General features: G+C 49.2%; 14 protein-coding genes. 10 read left to right on the top strand and 4 right to left on the bottom strand.

Annotated features, from left to right (window positions below; genetic code table 11):
• Positions 1-12: 12 nt before the first annotated feature.
• A complete protein-coding gene (locus ACGHM3_RS17450) occupies positions 13-1,215 on the top strand; it encodes an MFS transporter (RefSeq protein ID WP_345425724.1) in 1,203 nt (400 codons plus the stop codon).
• Positions 1,216-1,326: 111 nt separating this feature from the next.
• Here ACGHM3_RS17450 and ACGHM3_RS17445 read toward each other — a convergent pair whose 3' ends face one another.
• Positions 1,327-2,076 (bottom strand): alpha/beta hydrolase, encoded by a 750-nt coding sequence (locus ACGHM3_RS17445; protein WP_345425721.1) that lies wholly within the window; start codon positions 2,074-2,076, stop codon positions 1,327-1,329.
• A 490-nt stretch (positions 2,077-2,566) separates the two neighbouring features.
• On the opposite strand from ACGHM3_RS17445, the gene ACGHM3_RS17440 reads away from it, so the two are divergent.
• From ACGHM3_RS17440 to ACGHM3_RS17405, 8 genes are all read left to right on the top strand, one after another.
• Positions 2,567-3,367, top strand: coding sequence for a crotonase/enoyl-CoA hydratase family protein (locus tag ACGHM3_RS17440; RefSeq protein ID WP_345425718.1), 801 nt, complete (start codon positions 2,567-2,569; stop codon positions 3,365-3,367).
• A 72-nt stretch (positions 3,368-3,439) separates the two neighbouring features.
• Positions 3,440-4,573, top strand: a complete 1,134-nt coding sequence (locus ACGHM3_RS17435) for an acyl-CoA dehydrogenase family protein (protein ID WP_345425715.1) — start codon at positions 3,440-3,442, stop codon at positions 4,571-4,573.
• A 65-nt stretch (positions 4,574-4,638) separates the two neighbouring features.
• On the top strand, positions 4,639-5,856 hold the full coding sequence (locus ACGHM3_RS17430) for a multidrug effflux MFS transporter (protein ID WP_345425712.1): 1,218 nt from the start codon (positions 4,639-4,641) through the stop codon (positions 5,854-5,856).
• Positions 5,857-5,910: 54 nt separating this feature from the next.
• Positions 5,911-7,281 carry an MFS transporter gene (locus ACGHM3_RS17425; protein ID WP_345425709.1) on the top strand — a complete coding sequence of 457 codons (1,371 nt, stop codon included), beginning with the start codon at positions 5,911-5,913 and terminating at the stop codon, positions 7,279-7,281.
• A gap of 315 nt (positions 7,282-7,596) precedes the next feature.
• On the top strand, positions 7,597-11,124 hold the full coding sequence (locus ACGHM3_RS17420) for an indolepyruvate ferredoxin oxidoreductase family protein (protein ID WP_345425706.1): 3,528 nt from the start codon (positions 7,597-7,599) through the stop codon (positions 11,122-11,124).
• Positions 11,125-11,206: 82 nt separating this feature from the next.
• On the top strand, positions 11,207-12,442 hold the full coding sequence (locus tag ACGHM3_RS17415; RefSeq protein WP_345425703.1) for an oxidoreductase family protein: 1,236 nt from the start codon (positions 11,207-11,209) through the stop codon (positions 12,440-12,442).
• 542 nt (positions 12,443-12,984) lie between these two features.
• Positions 12,985-13,182 (top strand): hypothetical protein, encoded by a 198-nt coding sequence (locus ACGHM3_RS17410; RefSeq protein WP_345425701.1) that lies wholly within the window; start codon positions 12,985-12,987, stop codon positions 13,180-13,182.
• A complete protein-coding gene (locus ACGHM3_RS17405) occupies positions 13,146-13,229 on the top strand; it encodes a hypothetical protein (protein WP_390518262.1) in 84 nt (27 codons plus the stop codon). The genes ACGHM3_RS17410 and ACGHM3_RS17405 overlap by 37 nt, the downstream gene beginning before the upstream one ends.
• 358 nt (positions 13,230-13,587) lie before the next feature.
• On the opposite strand, the gene ACGHM3_RS17400 is transcribed toward ACGHM3_RS17405, so the two are convergent.
• From ACGHM3_RS17400 to ACGHM3_RS17390, 3 genes are all read right to left on the bottom strand, one after another.
• Positions 13,588-14,640, bottom strand: a complete 1,053-nt coding sequence (locus ACGHM3_RS17400) for a hypothetical protein (RefSeq protein ID WP_345425699.1) — start codon at positions 14,638-14,640, stop codon at positions 13,588-13,590.
• Between the two features lie 439 nt (positions 14,641-15,079).
• The gene (locus ACGHM3_RS17395; RefSeq protein WP_345425697.1) at positions 15,080-15,838 is read right to left on the bottom strand and encodes a crotonase/enoyl-CoA hydratase family protein; all 759 of its coding nucleotides are present in this window, start codon (positions 15,836-15,838) and stop codon (positions 15,080-15,082) included.
• Positions 15,839-15,908: 70 nt separating this feature from the next.
• Positions 15,909-17,540, bottom strand: a complete 1,632-nt coding sequence (locus ACGHM3_RS17390; protein ID WP_345425695.1) for an AMP-binding protein — start codon at positions 17,538-17,540, stop codon at positions 15,909-15,911.
• A gap of 159 nt (positions 17,541-17,699) precedes the next feature.
• On the opposite strand from ACGHM3_RS17390, the gene ACGHM3_RS17385 reads away from it, so the two are divergent.
• Complete coding sequence (locus tag ACGHM3_RS17385) at positions 17,700-19,010, top strand: amidohydrolase family protein (RefSeq protein ID WP_345425692.1); 1,311 nt, start codon at positions 17,700-17,702, stop codon at positions 19,008-19,010.
• Positions 19,011-19,038: the final 28 nt, after the last annotated feature.

Below are 19,038 nucleotides of genomic sequence, written 5' to 3'. Positions count from 1 at the left end.
GAGTAAAATGTTATGTTAAATACCTTGCGGCAAAACCCCTGGGTTAGCGTTGCTTTTTGTTGTTTAATGCAGGCGTTTACAACCGGTATCGGTAGCTACGGCTTTGCGTTGTTTGTCGTGCCCTGGATGCAAGAGTTTGCTGTAGAGCGCAGCGCGATGATGTTAGCCATTACCGGTGCATCGCTGGTTGCGATGATAATTTCCCCTGTCTGTGGCTGGTTACTGGATAGGTTCGATAACAAAATTTTGATTATTGCTAGTTTATCGATCTTTATCGGCGCATTGGTGTCCATCGCCGTGGCGCCCAATTATCAGCTTGTTATTGTATTGTTTGTATTACTGATTCCAGTAGGCTTGGTGCTGGCCGGACCATTGATGGCTTACTCGCTCGCGGCTCGTAAAATTACGCAGCGGCGGGGCATGGCTATGGGGGTAACGGCACTGGGGTCCTCTATTGGCGGTTTGATAATGCCGTTTGTCATCTCCGGGCTGCTCACCAGTTTTAGTTGGCGCAGCACATTTTTGGTGTTGGCGGTTATTGGCGTAGTGTTGGTTATTCTACCCGCATTGATTTTATTGGGCGCTGAGCGACCACCGAAAAAAGAACCCGATAGCGTAAGCCCCGGTTTGGTAAACAAACCATCAATTTTTATGCTGGGTTTTTGTTTTATGGTGCCGGCGATGCTGTTTGTTGGCGTACTGCATAATCTGGGCGCTTTTGCCATGGACATCGGCGTTAGCCAGGGACGTGTTGCTTTCATCATTTCTTCAAGCTCGGTGACGATGGCCATAGGAAAACTCAGCGCAGGCTACCTGAGCGATCGTCTAAATCACGTGCTGATTTATTTGTCTTTGGTGTTCATTATGGCCATTGCGATGGTTTTGCTCGCGCTGTCTGATTCCATTGTCCGGCTGATCTTGGGCGTGGGGTTATTGGCCTTAGTGATGGGTGGGGTCGCGCCGCTGATAGCCAATATGATTTCTAGGCACTGGCCGTTGGAGTCTTTTGGACGGGTGATGGGGATTGTTCAAGCTGCTGCCGGGATATCTGGTTTAGGACCTTTGATGGCAGCAATGATACGAGACACCTCCGGAGGTTATCCCGCGGCCTTTATGTGGATGGCTGCGTTATTGCCGCCGGCGGCGCTTTGTTTTATCTGGGTTGCTGCAAGAAATAGCCAGCCTGTTGGTGAAGCGGCTCCTGCTGGCGGATAATAAGGGGTTACCTGTGAAGTATAGTGGCTTTGCCGGTAAAGGCTTATTCTTCTGCCATCAGTAAGCATTAAAAAATAATCGGCGAATGTGTTCGGTAATGTCACTTACGCTTTATGGGCTGATTAGTTCAGATAAAAGTAGATTTGCCAGTGCTTCAGGTTCAGTAATCATCGCGTTGTGGCAGGTGTTCAGACTGTCGATACGATCGACACCGCCCAGATTTTTGATAAACGATTGTTGTAGCTTAGGAGAAAGTGATCGATCTTTCTGGGTAACAATCCAACGTGTGCGAAAGCCTTTAAATTGACTCCGATCTACCGTGTCCTTCGGCAGATAATTGGATTCGCTACAAAGACTGTCTATCATGACTTGGTGTTGTTGCGCACTGGCACCGTTAGTGAAAAGCCATTTGGCCAAGGCAGTTGGCATCGGTTTGGAAACGTGTCGATTTCTCATCAGTAACGCGGTCACCCAACTGATCGGTGGGCGTAAGGTATCTACCACCGCTTTACCCTGGGGTGGGACACAGCACGCCAAAAATACGACTTCTCGAACCTTGTCCGTACCCAAACCGATGGCAACATTGGGTAAGGTAATACCGGCCATAGAGTGACCAACTAAAATAATATTTTGGCTGTCGCTGTCGAACGCTTCAATTTGATCTAAAACACTGCGTGTAGCCTGTTCAATATCCAGTTTGGATAAATCTCCGGCTTGGTTGGCACGGCCGGGAAGGTTGACGGCAAGGGTGCGCAGAGATATCCCGTGATATTGAGCAAGTTGATTAACGTAGGCCTGGGTTGGCTGCCAGCAATGGCCGGTGTGCTGCCCGCCGTGAATGAAGACGATTAATGCAGTCACTAAGGGATCCCTAATTTAAATGCGCCGATAACAGACGCTTTTGGCAAATAATTGCTGTTTTATTTTGATGAAACTGCGCTAGCGCCTTACGAACCAAGTAAGGTTTATGCTGGCGCAACAGGCGTTGCAGGTCACTGTATGGATTGCCGTAGCGGGTTGTCAAGAGGCTTTGAGGCCAAGAACGTTGAATAACGTCTCGTGTTATTAAAATCTACATTTACTGAGTTTAACGTACTGGTATTGGCCACTGATCGGTAAAAATTGGTCTGTATATGGCCAGCACGATAAACGGTAAAGAAATTAATAAGTTAGACATAAAATCTTTAATTGTTTAAAATCCTTATGGAAGATCTAAATCACAGGAGGTTTGGTCTTTCCCGTACACACTATAATAATAGTTATGAGTTGCTATGTGACGCCTGATCCTTGAAAAACCTTCGATTGGTTAGTCGCGTGCAAACCTTCATAGACACAAGATTGGAGAGTTCTAATGGAACCGTTTTTAGTCGTCGAGCGGGAAGAGAATATTCTTATTGCCCGTATGAACCGTCCGGATTCACGTAATGCGTTAACCGCTCCTGAGTACATGCAGGAATTTGTTGATCTCTGTGCGGCGATTCGTCGCGATAAAACCGTCAACGTGCTGGTTTTGACGGGGAATGGGTCCTCTTTTTGTGCTGGCGGTAACGTTAAAGATATGCGCGATAAAAGTGGCATTTTCGAAGGTTCGCCGGCCGAGTTACGGAATCAATATCGCGATGGTATTCAAACCATCCCGTTGTGCGTGTATGAGCTGGACATACCAGTAATCGCGGCCGTGAATGGCCCAGCAATTGGCGCCGGGTTGGATTTGGCTTGTATGTGTGATGTTCGTATTGCCTCTGAAAAGGCTAAATTTGCTGAAAGCTTTATTAAATTGGGCCTGGTTCCTGGAGACGGAGGCGCTTGGTTATTGCCTCGTGTGGTTGGAATGCCTCGCGCAACCTTAATGTCTCTTACTGGTGATATGATTGATAGCTCGAAAGCGCTGGAGTACGGCTTGGTCACCGACGTTTATCCTTCCGATCAATTAATGGCAGAAGCCATGAAGGTTGCTCGCAGTATGGCGGCAAACCCAAGCGCCGCCTTACGGATGACAAAGCGTCTGTTGAGAGAGGGCGAACATATGCGTTTAAGCTCGCTGTTGGAGATGTCGGCCGCTTATCAGGCGTTGGCCCACAATACTGAGGATCACGTTGAAGCAGTTGAAGCATTTTTAGCGAAACGTGAACCCAAATTTAGCGGTCGTTGAAATTAAGCGTAGGCATTATCTTAATTTTAAACTCAACAAAATTTCTGTGATCAATTTATTTAGGTGTAACCGATGAGAAGTGTGTTCCGTGAAGACCATGAAATGTTTCGTGATGCAGCTCGGCGCTTTATAGACAAAGAAATAGTCCCCTATCTGGATGAGTGGGAAAAGCAAGGTATTGTGCCCAAGGATATATGGTTAAAGGCCGGCCAAGCTGGTTTGCTGTGTTCGATGGTTGGTGAAGAGTACGGCGGTGCCGGTGGCGATTACGGCCATTCGGCGATTATGATTGAAGAGCTGGCCCGTGTGAACGCTACGGCTATCGGTTTTACTACGCACTCTGAAATTGTAGCCAATTACTTTGTAGCCTACGGCAATGAAGCACAAAATACCAAATGGTTACCTGGTATGGTATCCGGTGAGCTAATTGGTGTGATTGCGATGAGTGAACCTGGTATTGGTAGTGACCTTCGGTCTATGCGAACGCTGGCTCGCAGAGAAGGAGACGAATACGTTATTTCCGGTCAAAAGACATTTATTACCAACGGCGGTAACGCGGATTTGGTGGTGTTGGCCTGTAAAACAGACAGTTCCTCCCGGGATTTAACACTGATTTGCGTCGAGACGGATCGACCCGGTTTTAGCAAAGGCAAGTTACTGGATAAGATTGGATTGAAAGGGCAAGACACCTCTGAATTGTTCTTCGACGATGTTAGGGTTCCGGTGGGCAATCGCCTGGGTGAAGAAAATAAAGGTTTTAGTTATCTGACTCATCAGTTGGCCTGGGAGCGGTTGATTATTGGCGTGCGCGCCGCATCCAGCGTTAATAGCCTGCTTGATGAGACGATCCAGTACACGCAGGATCGTAAAGTATTTGGCAAAACGGTTTTTGATTTTCAAAATACACGGTTTAAACTGGCCGAAGTTAAAGCCCAAGCAACCATGCTGCAGGCCTTTATAGACAGTTGCTTAGAAAAGGTAATGCGTGATGAATTAAGCGCTGATGAAGCAGCTATGGCCAAATTAATGGGTTCAGAGCTGCAAGGCGCGTTATTAGACGAACTGTTGCAGCTGCACGGTGGGTATGGCTTTATGTCCGAATACCGCATCAGTCGAGCCTGGGTTGATGCTCGCGTGGCTCGTATCTATGGTGGTACGTCAGAAATCATGAAGGAAATTATATCGCGATCGTTAGCACCTAAATAACACTCAAATTCTTACCTTACCGGTTCGGTAGTATTTAGCTGCCGAACACTTACCGGAGTGCGACGGTGCTTTCTCCTCTGACCTCTCGTCTTTTACCGTTACTGCTTACGGGCTTGGCAATGCTTGGTCCTTTTTCCATCAATATCTATATGCCATCATTCGCCGATATGCGCACTAGTCTAGGTGTGAACGATGTGCAATTACAGATTACATTGTCGCTCTATTTTGTGTCTTTTGCGTTTATGTCCTTGTGGCATGGCATGTTGGCAGATAGTTTTGGTCGCCGGCCGGTGGTGTTGGTCGGGATAGCGGTGTTTACGGTATCGACATTTGGTATTGCCCTTAGCGACGACATTCACAATATATATTTGCTGCGGGTATTGCAGGGGTTTTCGGCCGGTGCGGGTATTGTAATTGGCCGGGCCGTGATTCGAGACGTTTATGAAGGCGCTATGGCGCAGCGGGTTTACGCCACGGTGGTCATGTTATTTGCCATTGCCCCGGCTATTGGTCCGGTTATCGGTGGCTTTCTTCAGGTGCATTTTGGCTGGCGGTCGCCGTTTATATTTTTAGGTGGAATGGGCGCGGTGTTAAGTCTGTTAACCTTTGTATTGCTGCCTGAAACCCTGTCTCATGAGAGCCGTCAACCGTTTTCATTGGCCAATGTATTAAAAGGATATCAGCAAGTATTCTCTCATTTTCGGTTCATGAGTTGGGCCATTTCTTTTGCGTTGATGTTCGGTGGCTTTTTTATATACGTATTATCGGCTCCGATATTTCTAACACGCCATTTACACCTTGGTGCAACACAATTTATTTGGCTATTTGGTCCTGCCACAGCGGGTATGATGTTGGGCTCTTTTTTGAGCGGACGATTAGCCAGTGCTTGGTCGGTTAGGCGGCTCTTGCGCACAGGGTTCGCCGTTATGCTGTTTGCAGTGGTGTTGAATGTCTCGGTGTGTGTGGTGAACCCAGTATCTTTTTATTGGTACCTGCCGTATTTGTTCTTTTTTACCTTGGGTATGGCACTGGTTCAGCCGGTAATCATGGTCTTGGGCTTGGATTGTGTGCCGCATCGCCGAGGCTTGGGCTCGTCGGTGCAACTTTTTGTGCAGACAAGTTTTAATGCTTTACTCTCTGCAGTGATTGCACCGCTTTTTTGGAACAGCCCGCTGCAATTAGCCCTAGGCGCTGCGACGCTGTTAGCGTTGTCTTTGATGGGTATTTATTTCTTACGTTGGATGACGGTATCCGGAAGAACGCCTAAAGCAGAGCAAGTGTAACGTGTCAAAAAATTATACCAGCCTGGCAAGGCCTGAAGATCAGAATAATCTTTCATGACTACATCACATACGGATACTACTCAGTTGTTAGGCCAACGAGAAACCGTGCGTTATCCCAACGAGCAGTATGCTTGGTATGTGGTTTTCGTCTTGTTTTTTGTCACGATTCTATCGCAATTAGACCGCCAATTGCCGACTCTGTTAGTCGAAGAGATTCGATCTGAATTTTCAATTTCAGATACCCAGTTTAGTTTTCTTCAAGGCTACGCATTCGCGTTGGTTTATACCCTGGCCGGGTTGCCTCTGGGGCGGTTAGTGGACCGAAAAAGTCGGCGCAATATGATTTTTTTTGGTCTCCTTTTTTGGAGCTTAATGACGTTTTTGGCGGGCTTTGCGACCAGCTACACCACGTTGTTTCTCGCTCGAATGGGCGTGGGGGTGGGTGAAGCGGTGTTGGCTCCTGCCGCGTATTCTTTGATAGCCGATTATTTTGTCCCTCAACGGCGGGGCCGAGCGCTGGGTATTTATTATATTTCGATTGCGATTGGCTCGGGTGCATCACTTGTCATTGGTGGCGCGTTATTAGCACTCATTCCCGAGCAGGGGATGGTATTTCCTGGCGTGGGGTATTTGGAGGCGTGGCGATGGGTGTTTTTAGCGGCAGGAGTACCTGGTTTACTCTTATCCTTTCTATTATTTAGTGTGCGAGAGCCTGCCCGGCAGGGCAGCGGCGCCAATCTTATTGATGATTGCGCTTTACCAACCATTAGAGATGTGTGCGTGTTTTTACGACACCATTGTGCGACGTTTTCTCGACTGCTAGTGTATCCGTCGATTCTGGCTATTATTGGCTACGGAAGCTTGGCTTGGGCGCCCGTATTGTTTGCTCGTAAGTTCGGTTTGCAGATCGCTCATTCGGGGATCCTTCTGGGCGGATTAATTGCCGTGGCGGGGGTGGTGGGCAGTTTAATCAGTGGCTTTGTGAGTGATCGATGGGCGGCTAAAGGGCACAGTGCGGCGCGTTTTCGAGTGACGCTGTGTGGGCAGTTATTGTTATTTCCCACCGTTTCTTTGTGGGCGCTAATGCCGTCGCCCACACTGGCATTGGCCATGCTGTTTGTTGCAATATTAGGTTTGGCAATTGCTCAAACAGCGGCGCCCGCCGCGATTCAGGAGGTGACGCCAAATCGTATGCGCGGCCAGTTGATCGCGTTGTATCTTTTATTAGGCGGGCTTCTTGGTATTGGTTTGGGGCCTACCTTACCAGCCCTGGTAACTGATTACGTTTTTCAGGATGATAACGCACTGCCGTGGTCGATTGCGCTAACCGCGTTTCCTGCTTCGGTTATTGGGGTGTGGCTGACTTGGAGCGGTCAAAAACCTTACGCCATTACTCAGCAGTCGCTGATATCGGGCAAAGACTAAAAAGATATCGCGCCAGGTAATTCCTCTGGGGGCCGTTAGGTCGGTGTGCCTAGCGCGCCTGCAGAGGTTTTGTTCGTAAGGTACTTATAAACCGTGCACAGCTTGTTGTGAGTAGGTTGCGAAAGGTCCAGGGCGCTCGCGATCAAAAACACCGTAAAGGCGCTAACCGGCTGTGGCTTAATGGTGGTATTGGTTTTATCAATATCACAGAGCAGAATATTTAAATTTACGATAGTAAAATGCTTTCCTAGAATCTGGTCAATAAATAAAAAGCGTAGCGCTTCAACATTACGCATTCGTTGAATAGGCCTGACTATGAATTCTGTTTCTTCCCTTTCCCCACAACACGCCCTACGAGAAGTCACTTTAGAAGATAAATACCGGCTTGAAAGTGGCCAAATTTATGCCAGTGGTACCCAGGCATTGGTGCGTTTACCTTTGATGCAGCGCTTGCGTGATCAACGGGCGGGCCTGAATACCGCCGGTTACGTTTCTGGTTATCGTGGGTCGCCCTTAGGTGGGGTTGATATGGCCTTGTGGTCGGCGAAAAAAGAGCTGGCCGAGAACCAAGTGGTTTTTCAGCCGGGGTTAAATGAAGATTTAGCGGCTACGGCAGTGTGGGGGACGCAGCAAACTAATTTACAGAACAACGGCCGGTACGATGGCGTGTTTGGCATGTGGTATGGCAAAGGGCCGGGAGTGGATCGGTCTGCGGATGTTCTTAAGCACGCTAATTCGGCGGGTACATCTAAGCACGGTGGTGTTTTGATGTTGGCGGGTGATGACCACGCCGCGAAATCATCGTCTATTGCCCATCAATCAGAGCATATTCTTATTGCCTGTGGCATTCCTATTCTCTACCCAGCCAATGTTCAAGAGTATCTCGATTTTGGCTTGCATGGCTGGGCCATGAGCCGTTACTCGGGGCTCTGGTCTGGAATGAAGTGTGTCACCGATGTTGTCGAGTCTTCGGCGTCGCTTGAAGTGGATCCTGATCGAGTAAAAATACTGCTTCCCGATGATTTTGACATGCCCGAAGGTGGGCTCAACATTCGGTGGCCAGACACACCACTGGACCAAGAAGTACGCATGCTTAATTACAAATGGTATGCCGCATTGGAATACATTCGTGTCAATAAGCTGAACAGGGTAGTGCTTGATTCGCCTAAAGCGCGATTTGGTATTATGGCCGCTGGCAAGGCGTATTTAGATGTTCGCCAGGCGCTGGCGGATCTCGGGTTGGATGACGATACCTGTCGTAACTTAGGTATTCGGATCATGAAAGTCGGGTGTGTTTGGCCGTTGGATGCGCGAGATGCTCGTGCCTTTGCCGACGGCCTGGAAGAGATTTTAGTGGTAGAGGAAAAACGTCAAATATTAGAGTATGCCTTGAAAGAAGAGCTCTACAATTGGCGTGAAGATGTGCGGCCGCGTGTGTACGGAAAGTTTGATGAACGCGACAACGCGGGGGGCGAATGGTCCCAGCCACGCGGCAATTGGCTGCTGCCCGGACGCTACGAATTGTCTCCAGCAATCATCGCTAAGGCCATTGCCTCGCGATTGACGCGTATGGATTTGGAAGACAGCGTACGTCGGCGGATTTTATCGCGTATTGAAATCATCGAAGCGAAAGACCAGGCGGCTAAATCGTCTGGCTTAGCGATTGAGCGGAAACCTTGGTTTTGCTCAGGGTGCCCGCACAATACCTCCACGAAAGTACCCGACGGCTCTCGGGCGCTGGCCGGTATTGGTTGCCATTATATGGCGATGTGGATGGATCGTAACACCGAGACGTTTACCCAAATGGGCGGCGAAGGTGTCAGTTGGTTAGGGCAAATGCACTTCTCAAACGATCGCCATGTGTTCGTCAATTTGGGCGATGGAACCTACTTTCACTCTGGTTTGTTAGCGATCCGCGCGGCGGTGGCAGCCGGCGCTGATATGACCTATAAAATATTGTTTAACGATGCCGTAGCAATGACTGGCGGTCAGCCAGTTGATGGCGTGTTGACGGTGCCGCAGATAGTGGATCAGGTGCGTGCTGAAAGCGTTGCCGAAGTATTAGTCGTTACCGATGAGCCTGAAAAATACCGGGGCACAATCGCAATTAACGCCGAGGTGTTGCACCGAGATGAGCTGGAGCAGGTGCAGCTAAGGTTGCGCGAACAATCCGGTGTTTCGGTTATCGTTTATGATCAGACCTGCGCCACCGAAAAGCGCCGTCGGCGCAAGCGCGGTTTGATGGTAGACCCAGCCCAGCGAGCCGTTATTAACCCGTCAGTGTGCGAAGGGTGCGGTGATTGCTCTGTGGCGTCGGGCTGTGTCTCCATTGAGCCTTTGGAAACGCCATTGGGAACCAAACGTCAAGTTAATCAAAATACCTGTAACAAAGATTTTTCGTGCTTAAAAGGTTTTTGTCCTAGCTTTGTTACGGTAGAAGGTGGTGAGTTAAGAAAACCTGTGGCCGCCAAAAGTAACACGGCGATCTTCGAGAAATTACCCGCGCCCAACCTACCGGAGTTGGAACAAACCTACGGTATCGTAGTGGCCGGCATCGGTGGTACTGGGGTGGTAACCATTGGGGCGTTGCTGGGAATGGCGGCGCATTTGGAGTCCAAAGGCATTACCGTACTGGACCAGACTGGCCTGGCGCAAAAAGGTGGGGCGGTGATGAGCCACATTCAGATTGCCGCCAAGCCGAATAACATCTTCGCCACTCGAATTGCTGTGGCAGAGGCCTCCGTTTTAATTGGTTGTGATGAGATTGTTGCCGCCTCGGTAGATTGTTTGTCGCGAGTGCGGATTGGCGTTACCAAGGGGGTGGTCAATACGGCTCTGACACCCGCCGCCGAATTTTTGTCAGACCCCGATTGGAAATTTCCCAGCGATCACGCAGAGGGCAATATCACTCGGGCTTTGGGTAACAGTTGTGAATACATAGATGCCACCGCTGTTGCGGCGTCGGTAATGGGAGACAGCATTTTTGCCAACCCTTTGATGTTGGGTTTCGCTTGGCAGAAAGGGTGGATTCCGTTGTCACTCGATTCAATCAAGCGCGCGATAGAGCTCAATGGCGTGGCTGTTGGTAAAAATCTGGAGGCATTAGAGTGGGGGCGAGTAGCGGCCCACGATCGAAGTTTGTTACCGCACGTGGATCGGGATACCCGGGCAGTCATAATGATTGAGCCTGAGACCTTACAAGAGGTCGTTGAGCGCGGCGTTGCATTACTGACGGCGTACCAAAATGCAGAGTACGCTCAGGGGTATCAACGGTTAGTGGAGCGGTTAGCGGCGCGAGAAACAAAGGTGGCGGCGAATCGAGGTGAGCCGGTAAGTATGGCGGTGGCCAAAAACCTAGCGAAGTTGATGGCCTACAAAGATGAATACGAAGTGGCCCGTTTACATTCTTCTCGTGAGTTTAAGGCCCAGTTGGAGCAACAGTTTTCTGGCCAGTTGGGTAAAGATTTTAAATTAAAATTTTATTTGGCACCGCCATTGTTGTCGAAAAAAGACGCTCAAGGCCATTTGCAGAAAAGGCCATTTGGTGGTTGGTTGTTACCGGTGTTCAAGTGCCTGGCAAAATTAGCGTTTTTACGGGGTAGCGCGCTGGACATTTTTGGCTATACCGAAGAACGTAAGCAGGAGCGGCAGTGGGTTAGCGACTATCAAGATTTAGTGGAAAACTTTTGCCAAACACTGTGCTCGGACAATATGGACGTGGCCATAGAGCTGGCCACCATTCCGGAGAAAATTCGCGGCTATGGGCATGTAAAAGAGAAAAATATGCTTCAGGCGCGAGAGAAATGGCACCGTTTACTTACTCAGTATAAGGGTGATAAATAAGCCGATATAGTTTTGCCCTCAGGCGGCCGTAGTTTGGCCAGTCAAAACAACAATAATGAAACGATACTCTTTAGGGGGATTTATGGTCTCAGTCACTACGGCTTCGTCGGATGGGGCTGGCAAAAATGCCAGGCCATACCCACAGCGATCGGGCAGCTTGCCGCGTCATTTGGATGCGGTAGATGCGGCTTGGTTAACGTCATTACTGCAAAATCGCTACCCTGGTTTAGTGGTTGAGCAATTTAAGGTTGTAGAGCTAATCAATAGTCACACAACCAAATATCGCGTCGCTCTTACGTACAATGACGTTGGCAAAAACCTGGGTTTACCCAACCAAGTGTGTTTGAAGTCAAATTGGTCTGAGGGGTTTGAAAGCGGCGAGATTTGCGAGCTGGAAGCGCGCTTTTATTATCTGATGCAGGATCAGCTCGATGCGCCACTGCCACGCAGTTATTTTGCCGATTGGGATGGAGATGGGTCGGGTCGAGGCGTTGTTATGCTTGAGGATCTCGGTTGTGCAAACGGTAAATTTGGTAACAGTCTTGATCATTTGGGTGTTGATGGCGTAGCCCATGGGTTGGAGTCATTGGCTAGCTTGCATGCGGCAATGTGGGATAACGCGGCCCTTAAGCAGCCATGGTTACATCGCTCCATGAATACGGCCGTCGATACTGAGCAGTTGCTGCGCAATTGGAATTACGCCAAATTAAATATGGCCAAGCCGAGTTATAACGCCATACTGCCTGCGTGGATGTACGAAACCCCCGAGCTATTTTTGCACGCGTTTGATGAGTTGGCGGAACTGGAAAGAACTCACACCGGCCCTTTGTGCCTGGTACATGGAGATTCTCACCAGGGCAACAGCTTTTTACGTGATAATCAAGGCGATAGGCTGGGCGAGCGCGTTTGGCTGGATTGGCAGTTGGTACGAAAAGGCACTCCGTGGCGTGATATCACGTATTTTATGCTGGGGGCCCTTACCGTAGAAGAACGTCGATCCGACGGGCAGAACTTAGTTAAACATTATTACGATCATCTGCGCAGCTTTAACGTCTCAGGGTTGTGTTCTTTTGACGAAGGCTGGGATCTTTTCCAGTTGTGGCCGGTGTATGGCATGCAGTCCTGGTTATCGAATATGGATATCTGGGGGCAAAGCGGCCTGGAGATGGTTAATCGATTTTGGTCCGCAGCGGCTGACTACGACACCATTGCACGGCTTACCGCGGGTAAGCCTGCGCGGCGTAATACCCGGTTGGGAGAAGGTGCGCGCGAAATCGCCAGCGGTATACAGGCGATGATCGATCGTGGCGAGCTGTAGCGATTAGCCACTTCAGAGCGCCCCTTGCACTCAGCCTTAGGGTGTGGCGCGCGCTTTTTCCATGCCTTGTCTTGCCATCAGAATGTATTGTGTGCAGAACATATTTACGTTCGTAAATTCAATATTTTTATTTGACGCCCAGTCGAATAGCAGCTTATTTTTGCCTTGTCTCGTGTGAAGTTTTACGGTTCATAAAACTGACTTGACTGACTAAGCAGTGCTGGCCAGCTAGCATGTTGTTTCTCAAAAACGCAATAAATCTAGAGGAATGTCATGCTAAGTGCTCACGATGAGATGCTCTGTCATCAAACGACAACAACTTTTGATCATGTTTCCGACAGTGGTGATAACTGGCGGGAGAATGTGTGGTGCTGTGCCCACGATACGTCGGGTAAATATTTTCTCAGCGCTCATTTTGGTGTCTCGACAAATCGTAATGTTATGATGCGTCGGGTTTATTGACGATAGACAATACCACTCAATACAACTTACGGGCCTCTCGAGAACTTAGGCCAAATACCGCCGAAGTTAAAGTGGGCCCCTTGTCTTACGGCGTAATAGAGGGCATGAAGAAAGTGTATTGGGCGTTGGCGGAAAACGAGATCGGGCACAGTTGGGAAGTTGAGTTTGATGCGGTCATTCCTGCCATTGAAGAGTCACCTCAATTTGCTAGCAAACGTGGGCGGGTGACCGATTGGGTAACATGGTGTTTAACGGTAATCGCGTCGCGGCCGCGTTAGATTGGCAGATGGCTCATATGGGAGACCCGAATGCCGATTTGGCCTGATATTGTCATGTTGATTGGGCCGCAAGTCTCGGTCGACCTCAGCCATTAACTCGTTTGGTGGGATTGCCGGATACGCAACACACTATTGCTAGCTACGAGAAGCTCAGCGGCCGTAAAGTCGAAAATTTCGATTACTACGATGTATTCGCAGCTTGACGTTTAGCGATAGTTTACACTCGGGTAGAGAACGATGAAAAATATCTGGCTCGTTCGGGTAACGCTAAAGGGTTTTTAACGGCGACGCATTTTAATAAACTCAATCGTTTGATTGAATCGTTAAATGGTAAAGGGCTAACAGGGATTTCCCTCAACAGAGATGCGCTGAAGAGGGAAATGGTAGCCTGCAGTAAGGTGTCTGTTAGGCCGCAATGTTGGGTGTTGGAAAACCGTGCTCCATGTAGCAGATTTCGTCGTCAATGGTTATTGTACGGCCATCGGGGTAGGTGAATTTTCCGCTTGCGCGGCCTTGCTTACCCGTGTGGGTGGTATACGCTTCGAGTAAATGAAACCCAAATATCATTCGCCGCCAAGTATTAAGTTCCAACGCCAGTTCACCCTGCTCAGACTTCATGTGCAGTTTCATCCGGGTGGCTCGCGTTTCGTGTGTTAAGGGATCTGTCCAGTCCTGCAAAATTTCCGTGGTGGTATGTTCACCGTCAAAATCAATAACTTGACCATCCAGAAACACACGGCCAGCCTGATGGCCAGAGCCACCTTGCTTAAAGAAGAAGACTTTAAGTCCGTGGGTAAATGTCCAGCCCCATAGGTAACCTTGGCCCACGCCCAAAAGAGAAGGTACGTCAAAGTCACGACCAAGAAAGGTACGCTCGCGTACGCCAAAACCCTTTTCCAACGTATACGTTTTTCCGTCGACGGTACAGCTGCCTTCACCTTTACAGAGCACTTCGTTACCGGCGACTTTGCGCTGTGTTAAGCCTGCCCAATCGCCATGGTAAGGAATGGGAGCGCCTTCTGCTGTGAAGGTAATATCCAAGTCGATACCAAAGTGTTCTCCTTTTACGGTCCAGGTCGGGGCGCTAAAGGTCATCACGCGATTACCCGCTTGCCAGATTACTTTGTCCGATTCGATTGATTCGTGAAAATCAAAACGGCGCATCGGGTCTAAGCGGTTGGAGATAAATGTATTATCGGACATCTCCCGGTCTTGTTGGTTGTTTGGCACGATCATAAGGAAGCTTTGATTGAGGGCGCCGTCGTCGAACCCCCATTTGCGGCCGCCAACATGGTACATGGTGGCGCCAAAGAATAGATCGACGTCTCCTGCGGTGCCCCAAAGGAACAGCCCTGCATGGTCTTGAAAGTGCTCTGCATTGTCTGAACTGGGCAGTTTATCAACGTGGCTGGCGTCGTCGGTGACGGGATAATCGTACGCGTTATCGCTTTGAGTCATGGTGTGGCCCTACGCAAATTATAGTTATTAAATTATTAAAATGACAAAAGTGTCATTTTGGTGGTGAGTATAGAGAGGTTTTACTCGCCAGCACTCAAAAGATGTTTGCCTTGGAGTAAAACAATGTGGGGCTGTCCAATATGACTGCAAATTGCCCAGATGCATGGTTCGTTGAGTGGTTGATCGCCACCATTTTAAACGGTTGTGTAGAGTAAGGTGATACAGCCGTCATTTGGTCGATAATCGCGGTAAACAGTGAGCACTGTTTGGATACGTGCCGCTGGGTCAATAGTCAGATTTTTGTACAATGGAGAGACAAGCCTGCTGAGTTTTGATTATCAACAGGCTGAGCGTTTCAGGGTATCGCTATCGGTGGGAAATTATTAGACGTGCGAGAGTTTCGTTTAACAGTTCACTGTAACCATAGGATGCAGCGGTGCTATTCACCTGCCCACACAGGTTGTCTTTTTTGCGCGTAGGCGGTAGCACCTTCGATGGCATCTTTAGAGGCGAATACCCGATCCGTGATGGTTTTTTGTCGGCTATCGATTTCGTCTTTTGACCAATGGGGGCTTTCCAATAAAATCTTTTTACTGGCCATCACGCCTAACGGACTGTTACGACTGATTTGACGTGCCATTCCCAGCGCGGTTTCCAAGGCCGTACCGGGTGGTACGCAGCGATTAATAATACCCAATTGCAGCATACGTTCTGTACTTAAATTCTCGCCTATTAGCGCCATTTCCATCGCAATTCGAGCGGGGGCTTGAATTGGGAGTTTGGTTAAGGCTCCGCCGGCGGCTACCAGTCCTCGTTTGACTTCAGGAATGCCGATTTTTGCCGCTTCTGAGGCGACGATTAAGTCACAGCTAATGGCGATTTCCAGGCCACCGGCTACCGCGAAGCCTTCTATCGCTGCAATGGTCGGTTTTGAGGGTGGTTTGTTTGTCATCCATGCGAAATCTTCGGGGTCAAAAATGTCGCCACTGGCAAAGGCTTTTAGATCCATGCCTGAACAAAAACCGCCACCGGCACCGGTGATCACCGCGGTGCGAAGGGTGTTGTCTTCATCCAGCTCTTTCAGCGCATTATTGATGCCTTTGCCTACTGCACTGTTGATGGCGTTGCGGGCGCTTGGACGGTTGATGGTTATCACCATTATGCCGTTGTCGACGTCTATTAAGATATCGTTGCTCATGGGTAATCCTTTATTGTTAGGTGTGGTTCTATGGCCGAGTCTATCGTGCGTTAAAAAAGCGCGTTTATTACTAGCGTTTTCTCAGGTTGATATCCGATTTTTCACGATCCCACGTGTTGGGTGTAACACCTTCTTCCCGTAGCTTGTATTTCAATACTCGGCCGACCGGGTTTCGGGGCAACTGTTGGCGCAATTCGATATAGCGGGGAACGGCAAAATAGGGCAAATGTTCAGCGGACCATAAACACAGCTCTTTTTCACTTAAGGTTGTGCCTGCGCGCAATACAACGGCGACTTTTAAGTCGTCTTCGCCCAGGTCGGATATGACGGCGTGGGCCGCGACATCTTCAATGGCAGGGTGGCGACGGAAAGAAGACTCGACCTCAAAACTGGAAATGTTTTCACCGCGGCGCCGTAAGTAATCTTTTTTGCGATCAACAAAATAGAAATATCCGTCTCCGTCGAATTTACCGATATCCCCAGTATGAAACCACAGGTTTTCCAAAACTTTCATGGTGTCTTCTGGGCGCCGCCAGTAGCCTTTGAACATAACGTTGGGGCGTAGTGGTCGTACGATTACCTCGCCCGGTGAGCCGTCAGGTACTTCCTCACCCTTATCATCAACAATGCGTACGTCAAAACTGTCGTTACGCAAACCGGAGCTGTCGGGCTTGGCAGGTACATCGTATGGTATCGATGTGACGAGAGAACACTCGGTGAGCCCGAAGCCTGGGCACACCATATGTTCACCGCCAAAGCGGGCTAACCAAGCTTCTTGTAATTTTGCGGGAAAGGGCGCGCCGCCAACAATTTTTAGCTGGCCGTAGCAGCGCTGCATGGCGTCGTGCTCAGGAGCGGTAATCAGCATGGGAAACATTGAACCAAGTAGAGTTGCGTAGTTTGCGCCAGTGCGTTCGATTTCAGGCCAAAAGTTTGACACAGAGAAGCGGGGGTAGAGCGCCATGCGACCGCCGGCTTTTAAATCGCACAACACATTTACTACCGCGTTTAGGTGAAACAGTGGCAGCGCTGTCCAGCTCACTGTTTGCGCTGTGCGGCCGGTACCTTCACTGATCATTCGAGCTAAGTTGCAGGCATAGTTGTGGCTGACCATACAGCCCTTTGATGGTCCGGTAGTACCCCCGGTGTATATCAGCATGGATAAGTCGCCAGGTTTGACGTCAACCATCGGGTCTGAGCAGTTGTCGCTTTTCAGTTGTTCCCAACTAAGAAGTGATTTCTCGAACGTTTTATCGAGGTTGGGTGCTTTACCTCGGTATATAAGCGTGTCCATTTCTGACAAGGTATCAGTAATTTGAGTAACTCTTTCGGCGTAGTCGCTCTCAGCAATGATAATGCGTGCGCCGGAGTCACCCAGTTGGTGTCGAAGATATTCGCCTTTATAGGCGGTATTGATCGGCACGCTGACAGCGCCCAGTTTGTTGATCGCCAACCAAATAAATATGGCTTCGGCGCTGTTATCGAGTAAGGTTGCGACGGTCATACCTTTGACAATACCAAGCAAAGCTAGACCGTTTGCTAGGGCGCAGGCTTGGCGATCGATTTCTCCAACCGTGTAAGACTCCCCTAAAAAATCTAAGAATGGGCTGTCTGGCCGTTGTGTTACTTCGTGGCGTAACAAATCGTTGATGGTTGTTTGCTGGTCGTTATTCCAGCGTTTTGCCGGGCTATTGTTAGGCATCTTGTTATCCACTCTTGACGATGTAACTTTTGGCAAATAAACTAACACATCGTCACTTTTGGTGTAAACCTGTTTTCTCAACCTATTGGATAGTAGCGCTGAGGGACGGGGGAGCATAATGATTATAATGATAAAGCCAGCCCACGAGGTGCAAAAGCTATGAAGATGGAAGATATGATCCTTATCAGCGTGGACGACCACGTAGTCGAACCAGCTGATGCATTTGAGAAACACGCGCCGGACAAATACAAAGACCAGATGCCAAAGATTGTTAAAGGCACGCAGGGTGAGGACTTGTGGAAAGTAGAAGACATCAGCTTTCCAAACATGGCGTTAAATGCGGTTGCTGGCCGCCGTCCGGAAGAATACGGTATGGAACCCACCAGTTATGAGCAACTGCGTAAGGGAACATACAATGTACAGGCCCGCGTAGACGACATGAATGCAAATGGTATTTTGGCTAGCTTGAATTTTCCATCGGTACCGGGTGTGTGTGGTCAGAATTTGGAAAAAGTGAAAGACAAAGCGTTAGCGTATGCGATTGTTCAAACATGGAATGACTGGCATATACTGGAATGGTGTGGTGCTGCTCCTGGCCGGTTTATACCACTGGGTATTGTGCCCACTTGGGACCCTGTATTGGCCGCAGAAGAAGTAAAGCGTATTGCCAAGCTGGGGTGCCACGCTATTACCTTTCCCCCCAATCCATCTATGACGGGCCAACCCAGTATTCAAAGCGAAAAATGGGATCCGCTGTGGAAGGCGTGCGCCGATAACAACGTTAATATCTGCATGCACATCGCAGATCCTTCTGGTGCTGTTCCTTCTATGGATTCGCCGGTGGATGTGTTTATGACCAATATGCCAGTCTCGTTGTACTCAACCGCCAGCGATCTAACGTTCTCGCCCATTTTGCGGAAATACCCGGACATTCGTTTTTCGTTATCTGAAGGCGGATCGGGTTGGATACCGCATTTTATGGAGCGAGCGGATTTTGTTAACGCCCATCACGTGTGGACCAATCAAAACTTTGGTGGCTTAAAGCCCAGCGAAGTATTTCGTAAACACTGCTTTAACTGTTTTATTGAAGACCCGGTGGCGGTTAAATTACGTGACGACATTGGTATTGACACCATGATGTGGGAATGTGATTACCCTCATTCAGATTCCACTTGGCCAAAATCGCCCGAGTTATTGTGGGAAAGTATGAAGACCATATCGGCGCAAGAGGTTAACAAAATCACCCACCTAAACGCTATGCGTGCCTACAGCTTCGACCCGTTTTTGCACATCGAAAAAGCCGATGCGACGGTTGGGGCGTTGCGAGCCAAAGCCGAACACGTGTACCTAGGCTATACCGATACGTCAAAAGCAGCGGGTATTCCGCCTTCTCAGCACGACGGTGTTGTTACTTTCGGCGACATATTACAACAGCTTGCCGGTCTACATACGGTAGCCAGCAAAGACTAATTTCGACCCACTGAGCCCACGAAAAGTC

The sequence above is a fragment of the Halioxenophilus aromaticivorans genome (genome assembly GCF_042850945.1).
Lineage (GTDB): Bacteria > Pseudomonadota > Gammaproteobacteria > Pseudomonadales > Cellvibrionaceae > Halioxenophilus > Halioxenophilus aromaticivorans.
Note: the sequence above shows the minus strand (reverse complement) of the source record. Positions and strands in the feature narration are given on the sequence as shown.